The organism is Streptomyces exfoliatus (genome assembly GCF_000725545.1).
Taxonomy (GTDB): domain Bacteria; phylum Actinomycetota; class Actinomycetes; order Streptomycetales; family Streptomycetaceae; genus Streptomyces; species Streptomyces exfoliatus.
In genome coordinates, this window is the sequence record NZ_JNZP01000015.1 from 260943 (window position 1) to 278259 (window position 17317).

A 17317-nucleotide genomic window follows, 5' to 3' on the forward strand; every position below is an offset into this window, starting at 1 on the left:
CCCCTCAGCCCTTGGCCACGGCGCGCAGCCGGTCCACCACGTCGGCCCGCAGATCGGCCGGTTCCAGTACGACGACATCGGGACCGAACTCGACGAGCCAGGCGTCGAGCCCGTGCCCGTACGGGATCTCCAGCTCGTCCCAACCGTCGGTGCCCTCGCGCACGGACTGGGCGCGGGCCCGCAACGGGTAGCCGCAGCCGGTGCGCAGCCGGATCCGGGCCGAGCGGGTGGCGGTCTCCCCCGCCCAGCTCTCCACGGTCTCCCGGACGGTGACGACGTCGGGCACGGGCGCGGTGAAGGCGCCGGCCCGGGAGCGCACCTTGCCGGTGATCCGGGAGAGCCGGAAGACGCGCTCGGCGCCCCGGTCGCGGTCCCAGCCGGCCAGGTACCAGTGGCCGCGCCAGCATTCGAGGGTCCAGGGCTCGACCTGGCGGGTCTCGGGGCGGGCGGCATTGGCCTTGCGGTAGTCGAAGGCGACGGTCCGGCGGTCGCGGCAGGCCAGCATGAGGGGCTCGAAGGCGGCCTCGTGGACCGGGATGCGCGGTTCCAGGGCGCTGGGCTGGATGTCGTACGAGTCCTCCGCCTCCGGCATGCCGGCGGCGCGGAGCTTCTGGAGTGCCCCACTGGCGGCCCCGGCGAGGCGGGCCTGCTGCCAGACCTTCGCGGCGAGGCCGAGCGCGGCGGCCTCCTCGGCGTCGAGGGTGATGGGCGGCAGCCGGTTGGAGTCGCGGCGGGCGAGGTAGCCGGTCTCGCCCTCCAGGTTCTCGACGGTCTCGATGACGAGGCCGAGCTCGCGCAGGTCGTCCTTGTCGCGCTCGAACATGCGGTTGAAGGCCTCGTCGCCGCTCGCTTCGAGGTAGGCCTCGATGGAGCCGCGGAGCTCACGCTTGCTCAGCGGTCGGCGGGTCCCGAGCAGGCACAGCGCGAGATTCATCAGCCGCTCGGACTTGGCAATCGCCATCGACGCCCTGCACCTCTTCAGCCGTATCGACTTCTCGGACGTCCGACCGTACCGCCCCGGGGTGTCGGGGCCAAAGCCGAGGGCCCCCGCCACGGATGGCGGGGGCCCTCGGAGCGACCGGAACCGGTCACGGGGTGCGCGGGTCAGCGCTTCTTCACGGCCACGAGGTCGCAGACGAAGATCAGCGTCTCGCCCGGGGCGATCGCGCTGCCGGCGCCACGGTCGCCGTAGGCGAGGTGCGCGGGGATGATCAGCTCGCGGCGGCCGCCGACCTTCATGCCCTGGATGCCCTGGTCCCAGCCCTGGATGACCTGACCGGCGCCGAGGTTGAAGCCGAGCGCGCTACCGCGGTTCCAGGAGGCGTCGAACTCCTCGCCGGTGGAGAAGGCCACACCCACGTAGTGGACCTGGACGGCGTCACCGGCTTCGGCGAGCTCGCCGTCGCCCTCCCAGATGTCCTTGATCGACAGGTCCTTCGGCGGCTCGCCACCCGGGAAGTCGATCTCGGGCTTCTCGATGCTCACTGAACTGCTCCTCAAACTGATGAACTGCGTGATCGGGACAGTCTTACATCTTCGTGAGGATGTCCACGGCGAACACCAGCGTGGAGCCCTTCGGAATACCCTGCTTCTCCTCGTTGCCGAACGCCTCGGACGGCGGGGCGACGATGAGGACGCGGCTGCCGATCTTCTTGCCGACGAGACCGTCCTTGAGGCCCTTCAGCGTGAGCTGCGCGAGCGGGAAGTTCGCGGGCTTGCCGGTGGTGTACGTCGAGTCGAAGACCTTGCCGTCCTTCCACAGGGCCGCCACGTAGTTCACGACGACCGTGTCGGTGGCCTTCACGGCCTCGCCCGTGGACTCGAGCACGTAGTTCGAGACGAGCTTGGACGGCGGGTCGGTCTTCGGCACGGTCAGGGTGGGCGCCTTGCCGTCGGTGTTCGTCCCGACCTTCGGCAGGTCCTTGTTGTCCTGGGCGACCGGGGTGCCGGTGGCGGACTTCGGGATGGTGACCGACTTCAGGATGTCCACGACGAAGACGAGGGTGGCGTTGGGCTTGATCTCGCCCTGGCCCTGCGCGCCGTAACCGAGCTCCGGCGGGATGCCGATCTCGACGCGGCTGCCGACCTTCTGGCCTTCGAGGCCCTGGTCCCAGCCCTTGATGACCTGACCGGCGCCCAGCGTCAGGTCGAACGGCTGGCCGCGGTCGAAGCTGTTGTCGAAGGGTTTGGTGGAGTCCCAGGCCTGACCCAGGTAGTTCACCTGGAGCGCGTCGCCCTTCTTCGTCACCGGGCCCTTGCCCTCGCTGATGACGTTGACCTTCAGTTCCTTGGGCGGGGCGCCCTCGCCCTTGGCGAGGGTCGGCTTCTCCCCGAACTTCTGGCCCGCGGTGATGGCGGGCAGTCCGTTCGTCATCGAGGCGGAATCGGAGCCCTTGTCGTCGCTGCCGCACGCCGCTGTCGAGAGCAGCAGCAGTGGGACGACGAGAAGGCCGGCAAGTCGGCGCACGTGTTCCTCAGATCTCAGACGGCACAGTAGTTAATGCCGACACTCTAGGGGACCCTCCTGTCACGTCGAGGGCCCCGCACGCCAAACGTGCGGGGCCCACGGCCGGTATGACCTGCTTACATTCCGGCGATCAGCTTTTCGACCCTGTCGTCGACGGAGCGGAACGGGTCCTTGCACAACACCGTGCGCTGTGCCTGGTCGTTCAGCTTGAGGTGGACCCAGTCGACGGTGAAGTCCCGCCGCTGCTCCTGGGCGCGGCGGATGAAGTCGCCGCGGAGCCGGGCCCGAGTGGTCTGCGGGGGCACCGACTTGCCCTCGAAGATCTTCATGTCGTTGCAGATCCGGGCCGCCTGCCCGTTCTTCTGCAGCAGGTAGTAGAGACCACGGCGACGGTGGATGTCGTGGTACGCGAGGTCTATCTGCGCGACCCTCGGGTTCGACATGGTCATGTTGTGCTTGGCCCGGTAGCGCTCGATGAGCCGGTGCTTCATGACCCAGTCGATCTCGGTCTCGATCCGGTCGAGCCGCTCGCTCTCGATCGCGTCGAGCGTGCGGCCCCACAGCTCCAGGACCTGGGCGACCGTGCCGGTCCTGATCCCCCGGCGGTCGACGAAGTCGACGGCCTTCTCGTAGTACTCGCGCTGGACCTCGAGCGCGGAGGCCTCCCGGCCGCTGGCGAGCCGGACCTTGCGCTGGCCGGTGATGTCGTGGCTGACCTCGCGGATGGCCCGGATGGGGTTCTCCAGGGTCAGGTCGCGCATCACCGTGCCCGCCTCGATCATGCGGAGCACCAGGTCGGTGGCGCCGACCTTGAGCAGCATGGTGGTCTCGGACATGTTCGAGTCGCCGACGATGACGTGGAGCCTGCGGTAGCGCTCGGCGTCGGCGTGCGGCTCGTCCCGGGTGTTGATGATGGGCCGCGAGCGGGTGGTCGCGGAGCTGACGCCCTCCCAGATGTGCTCGGCACGCTGGGAGACGCAGAACACCGCGCCCCTGGGGGTCTGGAGGACCTTTCCCGCGCCGCAGATGAGCTGCCGGGTGACGAGGAACGGAATGAGGATGTCCGCGAGCCGGGAGAACTCTCCGTGCCGGGCGACGAGATAGTTCTCGTGGCACCCGTACGAGTTTCCGGCCGAGTCGGTGTTGTTCTTGAAGAGGTAGACGTCGCCCGCGATTCCCTCCTCGTGCAGGCGGCGTTCGGCGTCGACGAGAAGGCCTTCGAGAATGCGCTCGCCGGCCTTGTCGTGGGTGACCAGTTCGGTCACGTCGTCGCATTCCGGTGTGGCGTATTCCGGATGCGATCCCACGTCCAGGTACAGGCGGGCGCCGTTCCGCAGGAAGACATTGCTGCTGCGGCCCCATGACACGACACGGCGGAAGAGGTAGCGCGCCACTTCGTCAGGAGACAGTCGGCGCTGTCCCCTGAACGTGCACGTGACGCCGTACTCGTTCTCCAGCCCGAAAATGCGGCGGTCCATGTCTGAACATTACGCCTGACGGCCGGTGCTGAAACCGGGTTGGACGTTCCCGTTTCGATCATTTTCCGATCAGTGCGTGTTCTTTTCGCTGTGTACGGCCGTGGACGCGCCCGTACCGACGGCGTGTCGCGCGTCGGCCGCAGGCGTGTCGGAGCCCGTCGGCGCGTCGAGGACACGGCCGGTGGCCAGCAGGACGAGGAAGGCGACCAGGCCGCCCGCCCCGGCGACGGCGAACCCGGTGGCCGTCCCCGCGAGTTCGACGGCGGGGCCCGCCGCGGCGGAGCCGAGGGCCGAGCCGACGCCGAAGGTGGTGACGAGCCAGGAGAAGGCCTCGGTCACCGTGCCGCGCGGCGCGTGCCGGTCCACCACGATGAACGCGCAGGCGAGGGCGGGCGCCAGGAACACGCCGGCGAGGACCGAGAGCCCGGTCATGGCGACGGGGCCGGGCGTGAGCACGAGCGGCAGGTAACAGACGGCGAGGAGCAGGACGAGGACGCGCAGCCGCCGCTCGGGCGCTCCGGCCCACGGCCGGGCGCCGTAGACGACACCGCCGAGGAGCGCGCCGAGCCCGAGGGCGGCCATCAGCCAGCCGTAGACGGACGGGCTGCCCCGGTCGTCGGCGTACGCGACGGCGGCGACGGTGATGGAGCCCAGCGCGAGGCCGACGAAGAAGAAGGACCCGAGCAGGGCGAGCAGCCCCGGAGAGCGCAAAGCGCCCAGCCAGTGCGCCTCCCGGGACGCCGAGCGCCAGGCGCGGGAGGGCTCGGAGAGGACGACGGCGAGGGCGCCGAGGACTCCGAGGAGGTTGATGACGAGGAGGGCGGCGGCGGGCGACCAGAGGGAGACGAGGAGGGTCAGCAGCAGCGGGCCGACGGTGAACATGACCTCCTGCGCGACGGCGTCGAGCGCGTACGCCCGGTGGACCCGGTCCTCGCGGCCCAGGACGCTCGGCCACAGGGCGCGCAGCCCGCCCTCCAGGGGCGGGGTGAAGAGGCCGGCCAGGACGACGGCGACGTAGGCGAGTGCGAGGTGCCCGATGCCGGTGAGCGCGAGGAGGGCCATGCCGAGGGCGGAGAGGACCGCGGCGGGGAGCTGGACGCGGGGCTGGCCCTTGAGGTCGACGGCGCGGCCGAGGAGGGGCTGGCCTACGGCGGTGGCGACGCCGTAGGCGGCGATGAGACCGCCGGCGAGGGTGTAGCTGCCGCCCTGGTCGCGGACGAAGAGGGTGAGCGCGATGGGGCCGGTGCCGTTGGGCAGACGCCCGACGAGGGTTCCGGCCAGCAGGCGGGCGGCGTGCGGCGCCCGGAGTATGTCGAGATAGCCGCCGTGTGCCGGTGCCTCGGTGGCCATGTGGTCTCCCCTCCCTCGGATCCCACCGAGGTTTTACGTATAACGTCCGACGTCATACGTACCATGACGGCTGTACGCGGGTCCACCCCGCGCCCAGGAACCGTCGACGCGGAGGCTTGTGTGCACACCCCGGAACCGATCGGCGGCGCCCGCCCCACCAGCCGGGACGTGGCGCGTGCCGCGGGGGTCTCCCAGGCCACCGTCTCCCTGGTCCTCGGTGACAAATGGCGCGGCCGGGTGTCGGAGCGCACCGCCGAGGCCGTACGGGAGACCGCCCGGAGTCTCGGCTACCGGCCCAACCTCGCCGCGCGCAACCTCCGGCTCGGTCGTACCAGGACCGCGCTCCTCGTCGTCCCGGCCCTCACCAACGAGTTCTTCGCGCACGTCCACACGGGCGCGGCCGCCGCGGCGGCGGCGCACGGGTTCGGCGTCGTCCTCTACCCCTCCCCCGACGGCCTGGGGCCCGCCCGTGACCCCTTCGCCTCCGCGCAGGCCGCCCTGGACGGGGTGATCGCCTCCTCGATGGCGACCGACGCCCTGGAGGCCTTCCGGGGCAGCGACCTCCCGCTCGTCATGCTCGACAGCGATCCGGCCGACGCCGGCGCCGCCGCCCATGTGAACCTCGACGTCGCCGACGGGATGCGCCGGGTGACCGACCACCTGCTCGGTCTCGGGCACCGCGGCTTCCTGCACCTGGCGTCCGCCGCGCCGTCCTGGACCTTCGACGTGCGGGCCGCGACGCTCGCCCACGCCCTGCGCGGCACGGACGTGCGCACCGTGCGGTCGCCGCTGAACGTCGTGGCCGCGGGGGAGGCCGCGGAACGTGCCCTCGCCGCCGCGGGACCCCGGCCCACGGCGGTGATCTGCGACGACGACATCCTCGCGGTCGGCGTCTGCAAGGCCGCGCGCCGGCTCGGTCTGCGGGTTCCCGAGGACCTGTCGGTCACGGGCTTCGACGACATGGCCCTGGCGACCGTGGTCGAACCGGAGCTCACCACCGTGCGGCTGCCCGCGGAGGAGTTCGGCCGACGGGGCATGGAGGCCCTCCTCGCCGTTCTCGCGGGCGAACGGCCGCCCTCGCTCACCCTTCCCGTCACCCTGGTGCCCCGGGGCTCCTCGGGGCCCGCACCGGCCTCCTGAGGCGGAAACGCCGGAGGGGCCCCGGTCCGCTCGCGCGTGGACCGGAGCCCCTCCGGGCACCGTCGACTACTCCTCCGGAGCCTCGTCCGAGGGCTCGTCCGTCTTCGTCACCGCCGCGTTGTCCGCCTGCATGAGGCGGGACAGCTGCCGGCCGACGATCCGCTTGAACTTGCGCTGCTGCGGACGCGTACGGTCCAGGACCGCCACCTCCAGGCGCTCCGCGGGGATCTCCCGCTCGGTGCCGTTGGTGTCCCGCGACAGCGCCTGCACGGCCAGCTTCAGGGCCTCGGCGAGCGACATGCCGTCCCGGTGCCGCTGGTCCAGGAAGGAGCTGATCTGCTCCGCGTTCCCGCCGACCGCGACCGAGCCGTGCTCGTCGACGATCGAGCCGTCGTGCGGCAGCCGGTAGATCTGGTCGCCCTCCGGCTCGGTGCCGACCTCGGCGACGACCAGCTCCACCTCGTACGGCTTCTCCCCCGCGCTGGAGAAGATCGTGCCGAGCGTCTGGGCGTAGACGTTGGCCAGGCCGCGCGCGGTGACGTCGTCCCGGTCGTAGGTGTAGCCCCGCAGGTCGGCGTAGCGCACGCCGCCGATGCGGAGGTTCTCGTACTCGTTGTACTTGCCGGCGGCGGCGAAGCCGATCCGGTCGTAGATCTCGCTGAACTTGTGCAGTGCGCGCGACGGGTTCTCGCCGACGAAGACGATCCCGTCGGTGTACTGGAGGACGACAAGGCTGCGTCCCCGGGCGATGCCCTTGCGGGCGTACTCCGCCCGGTCGGCCATGGCCTGTTGGGGTGAGACGTAGAACGGAGTGGACACCGGCGGTCCGTCCCTTTCTTCTGGGCTTCTACAGGGCGACGAGTGGTCAGAGCAGGGCGGCGCGCGGCCCGTCGGGCTGCTCGAGGCGCCGCTCGGTGACCGACCGGGCGAGCCCGGAGGACTCTTCCTCGCTGAGCCTGCGGAAACCCTCCTCGGTGATGACGGTGACGATCGGGAAGATCCGGCGGGCCATGTCGGGGCCGCCGGTCGCCGAATCGTCGTCCGCCGCGTCGTACAGCGCCTGCACGACCAGGGTCGTGGCCTGCTGCTCGTCGAGGTCGGCCCGGTAGAGCTTCTTCATCGACCCGCGCGCGAAGATCGAGCCGGAGCCGGTGGCGGCGAAGCCGTGCTCCTCGGAGCGGCCGCCGGTCACGTCGTAGGAGAAGATCCGGCCCTTCTCCTTGCTCTCGTCCCAGCCCGCGAAGAGCGGTACGACGGCGAGCCCCTGCATGGCCATGCCGAGGTTGCCGCGGATCATGGTGGAGAGACGGTTCGCCTTGCCTTCCAGGGAGAGCGTCGCGCCCTCCACCTTCTCGAAGTGCTCCAGCTCCAGCTGGAAGAGCTTGACCATCTCCACGGCGAGACCGGCGGTGCCGGCGATGCCGACGGCGGAGAACTCGTCGGCCGGGAAGACCTTCTCGATGTCCCGCTGCGCGATCATGTTGCCCATGGTGGCCCGCCGGTCACCGGCGAGGACGACCCCGCCGGGGAAGGTGGCCGCCACGATGGTGGTGCCGTGCGGGGCCTCGACGACCCCCTCCGGCAGCTTCCGTCCGCCGGGAAGCATCTCCGGCGAGTGCGCCGCCAGGAAGTCGAGGAACGAGGACGAGCCCGGCGTCAGGAAGGCCGCCGGCAGACGCCCGGTGCTACGAGGGTTGGCTTCCACGCGATTCCTTCCGGGTGGGAGAGTCGGCCAGCCGTGGGAAGCGCCGGCCGATCTTGGATGCTGTGCACGGACCTTACCCGTGCCACCGCTTGTCATCCGTCCCCGGAGCCACGGCTTTGTTCCGGGCTCCGGGGACGGAGGACGACAGGTGCGCGAGGCGGCTACTCGCCGCCCTTCTGGACGAAGGACCGCACGAAGTCCTCGGCGTTCTCCTCGAGTACGTCGTCGATCTCGTCCAGAACGGAGTCCACGTCCTCGCTCAGCTTCTCCTGGCGCTCCTGGAGGTCGGAGCTCGCCTCCGTGGTGGTCTCCTCGACCTCCTCCGTGGAACGCGTCGCCTTCTGCTGTCCGCCGCCGGTGTCCTTGGTCGCCATATCCCTCACCCCGCTCGAAATCGGCCCGCTCGGTTGAGTCCGTACAAGATCAGACCCTATCGGTCGGGTCTGATTTCGGCCCCGCAGTTTCCACAACGCCCGGGCACTGTTTCCATGATTCCCAGTGCCGGGGCATTTCAGGCCCGTGCCGGGCCCCCGATCAGCCGCCGGAGAGCACGCGCACCAGCTCCTCGGCCGTGCGGCAGCGGTCCAGGAGCGCCTTGACGTGCTCCTTCGTGCCCCGCAGCGGCTCCAGGGTCGGTACGCGCTGGAGCGAGTCCCGGCCGGGCAGGTCGAAGATCACCGAGTCCCAGGAGGCCGCGGCGACGTCGTCGGCGTACTGCTCCAGGCAGCGGCCGCGGAAGTAGGCCCTGGTGTCCTCGGGGGGCGCCGTCTCGGCCCGCTCCACGTCGGACTCGTCCAGGAGCCGCTTCATGCGCCCGCGGGCCGCCAAACGGTTGTACAGGCCCTTCTCGGGGCGCACGTCCGCGTACTGGAGGTCCACGAGATGCAGCCGTGGCGCGTCCCAGTCCAGGCCGTCCCGCCGCCGGTAGCCCTCCATGAGCTCCCTCTTGGCGATCCAGTCGAGCTCGCCGGCCAGGCTCATGGGGTCGTTCTCGAGCCGGTTGAGGGTGTCCTCCCAGCGGATCAGGACGTCCTTGGTCTGCTCGTCCGCGTCCGAGCCGTACCGCTCCTCCACGTACTTCCTGGCCAGCTCGAAGTACTCCATCTGAAGCTGCACGGCCGTGAGTGTCCGGCCGCTGCGGAGCGTGACGAGGTACTGGAGCGTCGGGTCGTGGGAGACCTGGTGGAGTGTGCGCACGGGCTGGTCGACGGCCAGGTCGACGGTGATGAACCCGTCCTCGATCATCGACAGGACCAGCGCGGTGGTGCCGAGCTTGAGATAGGTCGAGATCTCGGAGAGGTTCGCGTCACCGATGATCACGTGCAGCCGGCGGTACCTCTCGGCGTCGGCGTGCGGCTCGTCCCTGGTGTTGATGATGGGCCGCTTGAGGGTGGTCTCCAGACCCACCTCGACCTCGAAGTAGTCGGCGCGCTGGCTGATCTGGAAGCCGTCCGCGCGTCCGTCCTGGCCGATGCCGACCCGGCCCGCGCCGGTCACGACCTGGCGGGAGACGAAGAAGGGGGTGAGGTGGCGCACGATGTCCGAGAAGGGGGTCTCCCGCTTCATCAGGTAGTTCTCGTGCGTGCCGTAGGAGGCGCCCTTGTTGTCGGTGTTGTTCTTGTAGAGGTGGATGGGCTGCGCCCCGGGGAGCTGGGCGGCCCGCTCGGCGGCCTCCGCCATGATCCGCTCGCCGGCCTTGTCCCAGAGGACGGCGTCGCGCGGGTTGGTGACCTCGGGCGAGCTGTACTCGGGGTGGGCGTGGTCCACGTAGAGGCGGGCGCCGTTGGTGAGGATGACGTTGGCGAGGCCGATGTCCTCGTCGGTGAGCTGGCTGGAGTCGGCGGCCTCGCGGGCGAGGTCGAAGCCGCGGGCGTCCCGCAGCGGGTTCTCCTCCTCGAAGTCCCAGCGGGCGCGGCGCGCCCGGTGCATCGCCGCCGCGTAGGCGTTGACGATCTGGGACGAGGTGAGCATGGCATTGGCGTTCGGATGTCCCGGGACGGAGATCCCGTACTCCGTCTCGATGCCCATTACTCGCCGTACGGTCATGCGGCCCTCCTTGCCCGGCGGCGCTCACTGTGCGCGACTCGGCGGTACCGATGAGCCTAGAGCGGCTCCGCGCTGGTGGGGAGATCTGTCGCGTATTTCCCTGTGATGCCGGGGGAAATGCTGGATGGAATGCGTCGGCTGCGGATACCCGGTTTCCGGGCATCCGCAGCCGGTGGGCGTTTTACAGGTACTGACCGGTATTGGCCACCGTGTCGATGGACCGTCCGGTGTCCGCGCCCTGCTTTCCGGTGACGAGCGTGCGGATGAACACGATCCGCTCGCCCTTCTTTCCGGAGATGCGGGCCCAGTCGTCGGGGTTGGTGGTGTTGGGCAGGTCCTCGTTCTCCTTGAACTCGTCCACGCAGGCCTGGAGGAGGTGGGAGACGCGGATGCCCTTCTGGTTGTGGTCGAGGAAGGCCTTGATGGCCATCTTCTTGGCCCGGTCGACGATGTTCTGGATCATCGCGCCGGAGTTGAAGTCCTTGAAGTAGAGGACTTCCTTGTCGCCGTTGGCGTACGTGACTTCGAGGAAGCGGTTCTCCTCGGATTCGGCGTACATCTGCTCGACGACGGACTGGATCATTCCGTGGGCGGCGGCGGCCTTGGAACCACTGTGCTCCGAGATGTCGTCGGTGTGCAGCGGCAGGGTGGCCGTGAGGTACTTCGCGAAGATGTCCTTCGCGGCCTCCGCGTCCGGACGCTCGATCTTGATCTTGACGTCGAGCCGGCCGGGGCGCAGGATCGCGGGGTCGATCATGTCCTCGCGGTTGGAGGCGCCGATGACGATGACGTTCTCCAGGCCCTCCACACCGTCGATCTCGGCGAGCAGCTGCGGGACGATGGTGTTCTCCACGTCCGAGCTGACACCGGAGCCGCGGGTGCGGAAGAGGGATTCCATCTCGTCGAAGAAGACGATGACGGGGGTGCCCTCACTCGCCTTCTCGCGGGCACGCTGGAAGACGAGGCGGATGTGCCGCTCGGTCTCGCCGACGTACTTGTTGAGGAGCTCGGGACCCTTGATGTTGAGGAAGTAGGACTTCCCCGCGGGCTGGCCGGTGACCTCGGCGACCTTCTTGGCCAGGGAGTTGGCCACGGCCTTCGCGATCAGCGTCTTGCCGCAGCCGGGCGGCCCGTAGAGCAGGATGCCCTTGGGCGGCCGCAGTTCGTGCTCCTTGAAGAGGTCCGGGTAGAGGTAGGGGAGCTCGACCGCGTCGCGGATCATCTCGATCTGGCCGCCCAGACCGCCGATCTTGTCGTAGTCGACGTCCGGCACCTCTTCGAGGACGAGCTCCTCGACCTCGCTCTTCGGGACCACCTCGTACACGTAGCCGGACCTGGAGTCGAGCAGCAGGGCGTCGCCGGCGCGGATGGTGACGTCCATCAGAGGCTCGGCGAGCCTCACCACCCGCTCCTCGTCGGTGTGCCCGACCACCAGGGCGCGCTCGCCGTCCTCGAGGATCTCCTTGAGGGTGACGATGTCCCCGGCGCGCTCGTACTCCATGGCCTCGACCACGTTGAGCGCTTCGTTGAGCATGACTTCCTGGCCGCGCTTGAGCTCGTCGAGCTCGATGCTCGGGCTGACGTTCACCCGGAGCTTGCGGCCCCCGGTGAAGATGTCGCACGTGCCGTCCTCGTTCGCCTGCAGGAAGACACCGAAGCCGGCCGGCGGCTGTGCGAGCCGGTCGACCTCTTCCTTGAGGGCCACGATCTGGTCGCGGGCCTCACGGAGCGTGTTCGCGAGTCGTTCGTTCTGCGCGGACACGCCGGCCAGGTTGGTCTGCAGCTCGACGATCCGCTCTTCGAGAATCCTCGTGTGTCGCGGAGAGTCGGCGAGCTTGCGGCGCAGGACGGCGATTTCCTGCTCGAGATAGGCAACCTGTCCGGCGGGGTCCTCAGACCCTCGCCCGGGCCGGATGCCGCGGTTGATGTCGTCGTCGTGGGCTGCCACGGTCCTCACCTCCTCCAGGGGGAGCTGGACGCTTCCTGACCCTACCTGCGTGGGTGATGATTGAAACCCCTAGATCAAAAAGACTCCGTGGTGTGTCCGATCTTCACCCTTGCGCTTCCCCTCTTGCCAGAGGGAATACCCACCCTTCACCGCTTGAAAGCGGGCGGTTGTATCGTCGTCATGGGCCAACACCCTTCGGAGGGGGCCCGACTTACCGGCGAGAAGCAGAACGAGAAGCGGGAGCGGCGAGAATATGACCGTGCAGCACGAGGCCCCTTCCACGGGCGCCGAAGAGGCGCTGGAGGTCTGGATCGACCAGGACCTGTGCACCGGGGACGGGATCTGCGTGCAGTACGCCCCCGAGGTCTTCGAGCTGGACATCGACGGGCTCGCTTATGTGAAGAGCCCCGAGGACGAGCTGCTCCAGGACGCCGGCGCGACGACGCCGGTGCCGCTGACCCTGCTCCAGGACGTCGTGGACTCCGCGAAGGAGTGCCCGGGCGACTGCATCCATGTCCGCCGGGTCGCGGATCGGGTCGAGGTGTACGGCCCCGACGCGGAGTAGAGGTCAGGCGCCGTACGCGTCGGCCTGCCCGGCGCGTACGAAGGCGCCACCCTGCCAGCGCCAGCTGACCTGCTCCTTCTCGTCGGGGCAGCAGCGGGGCACGTCGAGGGACGAGTAGCCGAGCAGGGTGGCGAGGACCGCTCCGTCGCGTACGGCGAGCTCGGTGACGTTCTTGTGCTCTCCGGGTTCGACGAGGGTGGCCACCACGCGCGCGGGTGCGCCCTTCGCCTTGCCGCGGGTGAGGACGTAGACGCCGCTCGGCGGCGTTCCGGAGCCGGCTTCGCAGTGCACGACCGCAACGGTCTCGGGGTTTCCGTCCCCGTCGAGATCTCCGGAGACCCGCTTAGCGACCGTGCTGGGACCTCCCGCGCAGTCCACGGGGTAGTCCGCTCCGGCGGCCTCGGGGGCGGGTGCGGGACGTGGGGCGGTGGCGGGGGCCGCGCTCGCTCCGGCGGGGCCGGGCTGGAGGAGGCCCGCGAGGGCGACGACCGCGGCGGTCGCGGTGGCGGTGGCCAGCCAGTGGGCCGGCCGGGCGAGGGTGTGTGCGAGGTCCGCGAGTTCCGGGGCGGCGGAGGGCTGCACGCGAGACGTCTCCTGTGGGTGGCACGGTGGTTTTCGGGCATCGTGCCACACGTCACAGGGAGACGGAACAGCCGGGGTCGGCCGGTGGCGCCCGGAACATGAGGGCGCCGTCGCCGAGTTCCCCGCCATGGGCGGGGAACTCGGCGACGGCGCGCCGTGGGTGTCGGGACGTCAGCCCTTGTTGGGGCCTTCGTAGTCCTCGCCGTACGCGCCCTTGGCGGGGCGGCGGCGGCGCATCGGCGGCTCGACGCCGTCGGCGAGGCGACGGGCCGTGACGAGGAAGCCGGTGTGGCCGATCATGCGGTGATCGGGGCGGACGGCGAGGCCCTCGACGTGCCAGTTGCGGATCATGGATTCCCAGGGCTGCGGCTCGGCGTAGCAGCCGAACTCGCGGATGGATTCCACGGTGCGCGCGAGCTGCGTGGTGGTGGCCACGTAGCAGCAGAGGATGCCGCCGGGGACCAGGGCCTTGGAGACGGCCTCCAGGCACTCCCAGGGGGCGAGCATGTCCAGGATGACGCGGTCGACGTCGGTGTCGGACAGGTTGTCCTGGAGGTCGCCGACGGTGAGCTGCCACGCGGGGTGGGGGCCGCCGAAGTAGCGCTCGACGTTGCCCTTGGCGATCTCGGCGAAGTCCTCGCGGCGCTCGTAGGAGTGCAGCATGCCGCTGTCTCCGATGGCGCGCAGGAGGAAGCTGCTGAGCGATCCCGAGCCCACTCCGGCTTCCACGACACGTGCGCCGGGGAAGATGTCGGCGAAGGCCAGGATCTGCCCCGCGTCCTTGGGGTAGACCACGGCGGCGCCGCGGGGCATGGACAGGACGTAGTCGGGGAGCAGGGGGCGCAGCGCGAGGTAGGCGACGTTTCCGGTGGTGCGGACAACGCTGCCCTCGGGGGCGCCGATCAGTTCGTCGTGCGGGAAAGAACCCTTGTGGGTGTGGAAGTTCTTTCCCTCTTCGAGCGTGAACGTGTAGTGACGGCCCTTGGGGTCGGTCAGCTGAACCTGGTCCCCGACCTTGAAGGGCCCGCGTCGGCGGGCGGCACCGGTCGGTTCGGACATGCGAACAGAGTACCGGGATTACGAAGAGGGTCGTGCCATGGCCTTGACGAAGGCACGTTCCACGTCGGTGGTGGCGAGGACGCCGTAGATCTCGCCTGTCTCCTCGACGACCAGGTACTCGGTGGCCGGGCTGGCGCGGAGGTGGTCGAGGAGGGGCTGTCCCGTGAGTTCGGCGGGGACGCGCATGCCGTCGGTGAGGTCCTGGGCGAGGGTGCTGACGGCGACCCAGGGCCGGCGGTGCTGGGGTACGGCGGCGATGGCGACCTCGCGGACGATGCCGGTGGGGTCGCCGCTGCCGTCGACGACGACGAGCGCGCGGGCGCCGGCCTCGTTGGCCCGGCGGAGGGCCTCGGACAGGGGGGTGGTGGGTTCGACGGGGATGGCGCGGCGGGTGAGGCTGCGGGCGCGCAGCTCGGGGAGGTGCTCGCGCAGCCGGGCCATGCGGAGGCTGTTGCCGGCGCCGGTCCAGATGATGGCGGCGAGGATGGCGGCGAGCAGGGCGTCGGTGACGGTGTCGAGGCCGCTGATGTCGTCGGTGGAGTTGCCGAGCAGGCCGGTGCGGGTGAGCAGGGGCAGGCCGACGAGGACGAGGACGGCGAGGAAGCGGCCGACCCAGGCGGCGGCGATGGTGCCGCTCATGGGCTTGCCGGTGATCTTCCAGACGACGGCGCGGAGCATGCGGCCGCCGTCGAGCGGCAGGCCGGGGAGCAGGTTGAAGATCGCGACGATGAGGTTGGAGATCATCAGGCCGGCGAGGAGGACGCCGGGGACGGTGCCGGGCTCCACGGCGTACAGGGAGAGATAGAACACGCCGGCGAGGACGAGGGAGAGGAGGGGGCCGACGAAGGCGAGGACGAACTCGCGGCCGGGGGTCTCGGTCTCCTTCTCGATCTCGGAGACGCCGCCGAAGAACTGGAGCTGGATGCGGCGCACCGGGAGTTTGAAGCGGAGCGCGGCGATGGTGTGGGCCAGTTCGTGGACGAGCACGGAGGCGTAGAAGGCGACGGCGAAGAAGAGGGAGACGAGGTAGCGTGCGGCGCCCAGTTCGGGCAGGACGCGTTCGATCTGGTCGCCGAAGACCCAGGTGATGAGGGCGGCGACCAGGAACCAGCTGGGGGCGACGTAGACGGGCACACCGAAGGGGCGGCCCATGAGGATCCCGCCGCCGGGCTCCTCGGTCCGCTGCGGCTTGGGCTCGTCCTGGTTCACGGGTTCCTCTCGTCGCGGGGCGTGACCCACGTCGGTTGCGTCACATCTCGATCATGCAGTGCGACGGGGTCCCGGGTCGATGGTATTCCGCCCGTTGTCGGTGGCGGGTCGTAGGGTCTTCGTCATGAGTACGAGCGAGCAGGTGCCGGCGGAGCCCCGGGCGCCCATGTCGTTGTCGCCGTCGCGGGCGAGCGATTTCATGCAGTGTCCGCTGCTGTACCGGTTCCGGGTGATCGACCGGCTGCCGGAGAAGCCGAGTGCGGCGGCGACGCGGGGCACGCTGGTGCACGCGGTGCTCGAGCGGCTCTTCGACGATCCGGCGGTGGAGCGGACGGCTCCGCGGGCGCGGGCGATGGTTCCGGGGCAGTGGGACCGGCTGCTGGAGTCGAAGCCGGAGCTGGGTGAGCTGTTCGCGGAGGATCCGGAGGGTGAGCGGCTCGCGGGCTGGCTGGGTGAGGCGGAGCGGCTGGTCGAGCGGTGGTTCACGCTGGAGGACCCGACGCGTCTGGAGCCGGCCGAGCGTGAGCTGTTCGTGGAGACGGAGCTGGACTCGGGGCTGCGGCTGCGCGGGGTGATCGACCGGATCGACGTGACGCCTTCGGGTGACGTGCGGATCGTCGACTACAAGACGGGCAAGGCGCCGCGGCCGGAGTACCGCGACGGCGCGCTGTTCCAGATGACGTTCTACGCCCTGGTGGTGTGGCGGCTGCGGCAGGTGATCCCGCGGCGGCTGCAGCTGGTCTATCTCGGCAGCGGGGAGGTGCTGACGTACGACCCGGTGGAGGCGGACCTGCTGCGGGTGGAGCGGAAGCTGCTCGCTCTGTGGGAGGCGATCCGGCTGGCGACGGAGTCGGGTGACTGGCGGCCGCGTCCGACGAAGCTGTGCGGCTGGTGTGACCACCAGGCGGTGTGCCCGGAGTTCGGTGGGACTCCCCCGGTCTATCCGCTGAAGATCGTTGCCGCGCGCCCGCCGGAGTCGGGCGAATCGGGGCAGGGCAGAATGGACCCGGTCCCGCCGGCACCGTAGTGCCGGCGTACCTCGTGAGCCCAGGTCCCGTGAAGGAGCCCTTGTGACGATCCGCGTCCTCTTGGTCGACGATCAGCCGCTGTTGCGCACCGGCTTCCGGATGATTCTGGAGGCGGAGGGGGACATCGCGGTGGTGGGTGAGGCCGGGGACGGTCTCCAGGCGCAGGATCAGGTGCGGGCGCTGCAGCCGGACGTGGTGCTGATGGACATCCGGATGCCGCGGATGGACGGGGTGGAGGCGACCCGGCAGATCACCGGTCCCGGCCGGGACGGTCCGGCGAAGGTGCTGGTCCTGACGACCTTCGACCTCGACGAGTACGTGGTGGAGGCACTGCGGGCGGGGGCGAGTGGTTTCCTCCTGAAGGACGCCCCGGCGAACGAGCTGGTGCAGGCGATCCGGGTGGTCGCGGCCGGTGAGGCGATGCTGGCCCCCTCGATCACGCGCCGGCTGCTCGACAAGTACTCGGCGCATCTGCCGACGGGCGAGGAGCGGATGCCGGACGCGCTGAACAGCCTGACGGACCGTGAGGTGGAGGTCCTGAAGCTGGTGGCGCGGGGCCTGTCGAACGCGGAGATCGCGGCGGACCTGTTCGTCAGCGAGACGACGGTGAAGACGCACGTGGGTCATGTGCTGACGAAGCTGGGGCTGCGGGACCGGGTGCAGGCCGCGGTGTACGCGTACGAGAGCGGTCTGGTGCGGCCGGGCGCCGGCCAGTAGCCGGTTCCGCCGGGACCGGCGAC

The 17317-nt window shown here is 70.0% G+C and carries 17 protein-coding genes; 4 read left to right on the plus strand and 13 right to left on the minus strand.

The features are described from left to right. Positions 1–4 precede the first annotated feature (4 nt). The 5 genes from IO20_RS0118980 to IO20_RS0119000 all read right to left on the minus strand — a co-directional run bounded on the left by IO20_RS0118980 (position 5) and on the right by IO20_RS0119000 (position 5295). Entirely contained in the window at positions 5–961 is a 957-nt protein-coding gene (locus IO20_RS0118980; RefSeq protein WP_030551663.1) for a helix-turn-helix transcriptional regulator, read from the minus strand. A 143-nt stretch (positions 962–1104) separates the two neighbouring features. After that, positions 1105–1485, minus strand: coding sequence for an FKBP-type peptidyl-prolyl cis-trans isomerase (locus IO20_RS0118985; RefSeq protein WP_030551662.1), 381 nt, complete (start codon positions 1483–1485; stop codon positions 1105–1107). A gap of 43 nt (positions 1486–1528) precedes the next feature. Further along, the gene (locus IO20_RS0118990; protein WP_030551661.1) at positions 1529–2467 is read right to left on the minus strand and encodes an FKBP-type peptidyl-prolyl cis-trans isomerase; all 939 of its coding nucleotides are present in this window, start codon (positions 2465–2467) and stop codon (positions 1529–1531) included. Positions 2468–2583: 116 nt separating this feature from the next. Continuing rightward, positions 2584–3945 carry a Pup--protein ligase gene (pafA, locus tag IO20_RS0118995; protein ID WP_024755470.1) on the minus strand — a complete coding sequence of 454 codons (1362 nt, stop codon included), beginning with the start codon at positions 3943–3945 and terminating at the stop codon, positions 2584–2586. A 69-nt stretch (positions 3946–4014) separates the two neighbouring features. Further along, complete coding sequence (locus IO20_RS0119000; protein ID WP_030551660.1) at positions 4015–5295, minus strand: MFS transporter; 1281 nt, start codon at positions 5293–5295, stop codon at positions 4015–4017. A 120-nt stretch (positions 5296–5415) separates the two neighbouring features. Here IO20_RS0119000 and IO20_RS0119005 point away from each other — a divergent pair, with 120 nt between their 5' ends. After that, on the plus strand, positions 5416–6435 hold the full coding sequence (locus IO20_RS0119005) for a LacI family DNA-binding transcriptional regulator (RefSeq protein ID WP_030551659.1): 1020 nt from the start codon (positions 5416–5418) through the stop codon (positions 6433–6435). Positions 6436–6501: 66 nt separating this feature from the next. Here IO20_RS0119005 and prcA read toward each other — a convergent pair whose 3' ends face one another. From prcA to arc, 5 genes are all read right to left on the minus strand, one after another. Further along, positions 6502–7254: a proteasome subunit alpha gene (gene prcA, locus IO20_RS0119010; RefSeq protein ID WP_030551658.1), complete on the minus strand. Its 753-nt coding sequence runs from the start codon at positions 7252–7254 to the stop codon at positions 6502–6504. Between the two features lie 46 nt (positions 7255–7300). Then, complete coding sequence (gene prcB, locus IO20_RS0119015) at positions 7301–8140, minus strand: proteasome subunit beta (protein ID WP_030551656.1); 840 nt, start codon at positions 8138–8140, stop codon at positions 7301–7303. Between the two features lie 161 nt (positions 8141–8301). After that, positions 8302–8514 carry a ubiquitin-like protein Pup gene (locus IO20_RS0119020; RefSeq protein ID WP_030213091.1) on the minus strand — a complete coding sequence of 71 codons (213 nt, stop codon included), beginning with the start codon at positions 8512–8514 and terminating at the stop codon, positions 8302–8304. Between the two features lie 160 nt (positions 8515–8674). Further along, positions 8675–10186 carry a depupylase/deamidase Dop gene (gene dop / locus IO20_RS0119025; protein ID WP_030551654.1) on the minus strand — a complete coding sequence of 504 codons (1512 nt, stop codon included), beginning with the start codon at positions 10184–10186 and terminating at the stop codon, positions 8675–8677. A gap of 181 nt (positions 10187–10367) precedes the next feature. Further along, the gene (arc, locus tag IO20_RS0119030) at positions 10368–12134 is read right to left on the minus strand and encodes a proteasome ATPase (RefSeq protein ID WP_030220400.1); all 1767 of its coding nucleotides are present in this window, start codon (positions 12132–12134) and stop codon (positions 10368–10370) included. A gap of 253 nt (positions 12135–12387) precedes the next feature. On the opposite strand from arc, the gene IO20_RS0119035 reads away from it, so the two are divergent. Next, the gene (locus tag IO20_RS0119035; RefSeq protein WP_030551652.1) at positions 12388–12699 is read left to right on the plus strand and encodes a ferredoxin; all 312 of its coding nucleotides are present in this window, start codon (positions 12388–12390) and stop codon (positions 12697–12699) included. Positions 12700–12702: 3 nt separating this feature from the next. On the opposite strand, the gene IO20_RS0119040 is transcribed toward IO20_RS0119035, so the two are convergent. The 3 genes from IO20_RS0119040 to IO20_RS0119050 form a co-directional block, all read right to left on the minus strand. Beyond that, entirely contained in the window at positions 12703–13281 is a 579-nt protein-coding gene (locus tag IO20_RS0119040; protein WP_030551650.1) for a hypothetical protein, read from the minus strand. Between the two features lie 171 nt (positions 13282–13452). Beyond that, complete coding sequence (locus IO20_RS0119045; RefSeq protein ID WP_015032448.1) at positions 13453–14340, minus strand: tRNA (adenine-N1)-methyltransferase; 888 nt, start codon at positions 14338–14340, stop codon at positions 13453–13455. Positions 14341–14358: 18 nt separating this feature from the next. After that, positions 14359–15492, minus strand: coding sequence for a site-2 protease family protein (locus IO20_RS0119050; RefSeq protein WP_245684985.1), 1134 nt, complete (start codon positions 15490–15492; stop codon positions 14359–14361). Between the two features lie 181 nt (positions 15493–15673). Between IO20_RS0119050 and IO20_RS0119055 the strand changes: the two genes are divergently transcribed. Further along, positions 15674–16576 carry a RecB family exonuclease gene (locus IO20_RS0119055; RefSeq protein WP_245684979.1) on the plus strand — a complete coding sequence of 301 codons (903 nt, stop codon included), beginning with the start codon at positions 15674–15676 and terminating at the stop codon, positions 16574–16576. Between the two features lie 43 nt (positions 16577–16619). Next, a complete protein-coding gene (locus tag IO20_RS0119060; RefSeq protein WP_030220416.1) occupies positions 16620–17294 on the plus strand; it encodes a response regulator in 675 nt (224 codons plus the stop codon). Positions 17295–17317 lie beyond the last annotated feature (23 nt).

What these genes read in the sequence shown, in the direction of transcription:
- IO20_RS0119035 (WP_030551652.1), top strand. Translation starts at nt 12,388, where the DNA reads ATGACCGTGCAGCACGAGGCCCCTTCCACGGGCGCCGAAGAGGCGCTG.
- pafA (WP_024755470.1), bottom strand. Translation starts at nt 3,945, where the DNA reads ATGGACCGCCGCATTTTCGGGCTGGAGAACGAGTACGGCGTCACGTGC.
- IO20_RS0119055 (WP_245684979.1), top strand. Translation starts at nt 15,674, where the DNA reads ATGAGTACGAGCGAGCAGGTGCCGGCGGAGCCCCGGGCGCCCATGTCG.
- IO20_RS0119045 (WP_015032448.1), bottom strand. Translation starts at nt 14,340, where the DNA reads ATGTCCGAACCGACCGGTGCCGCCCGCCGACGCGGGCCCTTCAAGGTC.
- IO20_RS0119000 (WP_030551660.1), bottom strand. Translation starts at nt 5,295, where the DNA reads ATGGCCACCGAGGCACCGGCACACGGCGGCTATCTCGACATACTCCGG.
- dop (WP_030551654.1), bottom strand. Translation starts at nt 10,186, where the DNA reads ATGACCGTACGGCGAGTAATGGGCATCGAGACGGAGTACGGGATCTCC.
- IO20_RS0119050 (WP_245684985.1), bottom strand. Translation starts at nt 15,492, where the DNA reads ATGGGCCGCCCCTTCGGTGTGCCCGTCTACGTCGCCCCCAGCTGGTTC.
- IO20_RS0118980 (WP_030551663.1), bottom strand. Translation starts at nt 961, where the DNA reads ATGGCGATTGCCAAGTCCGAGCGGCTGATGAATCTCGCGCTGTGCCTG.
- IO20_RS0119020 (WP_030213091.1), bottom strand. Translation starts at nt 8,514, where the DNA reads ATGGCGACCAAGGACACCGGCGGCGGACAGCAGAAGGCGACGCGTTCC.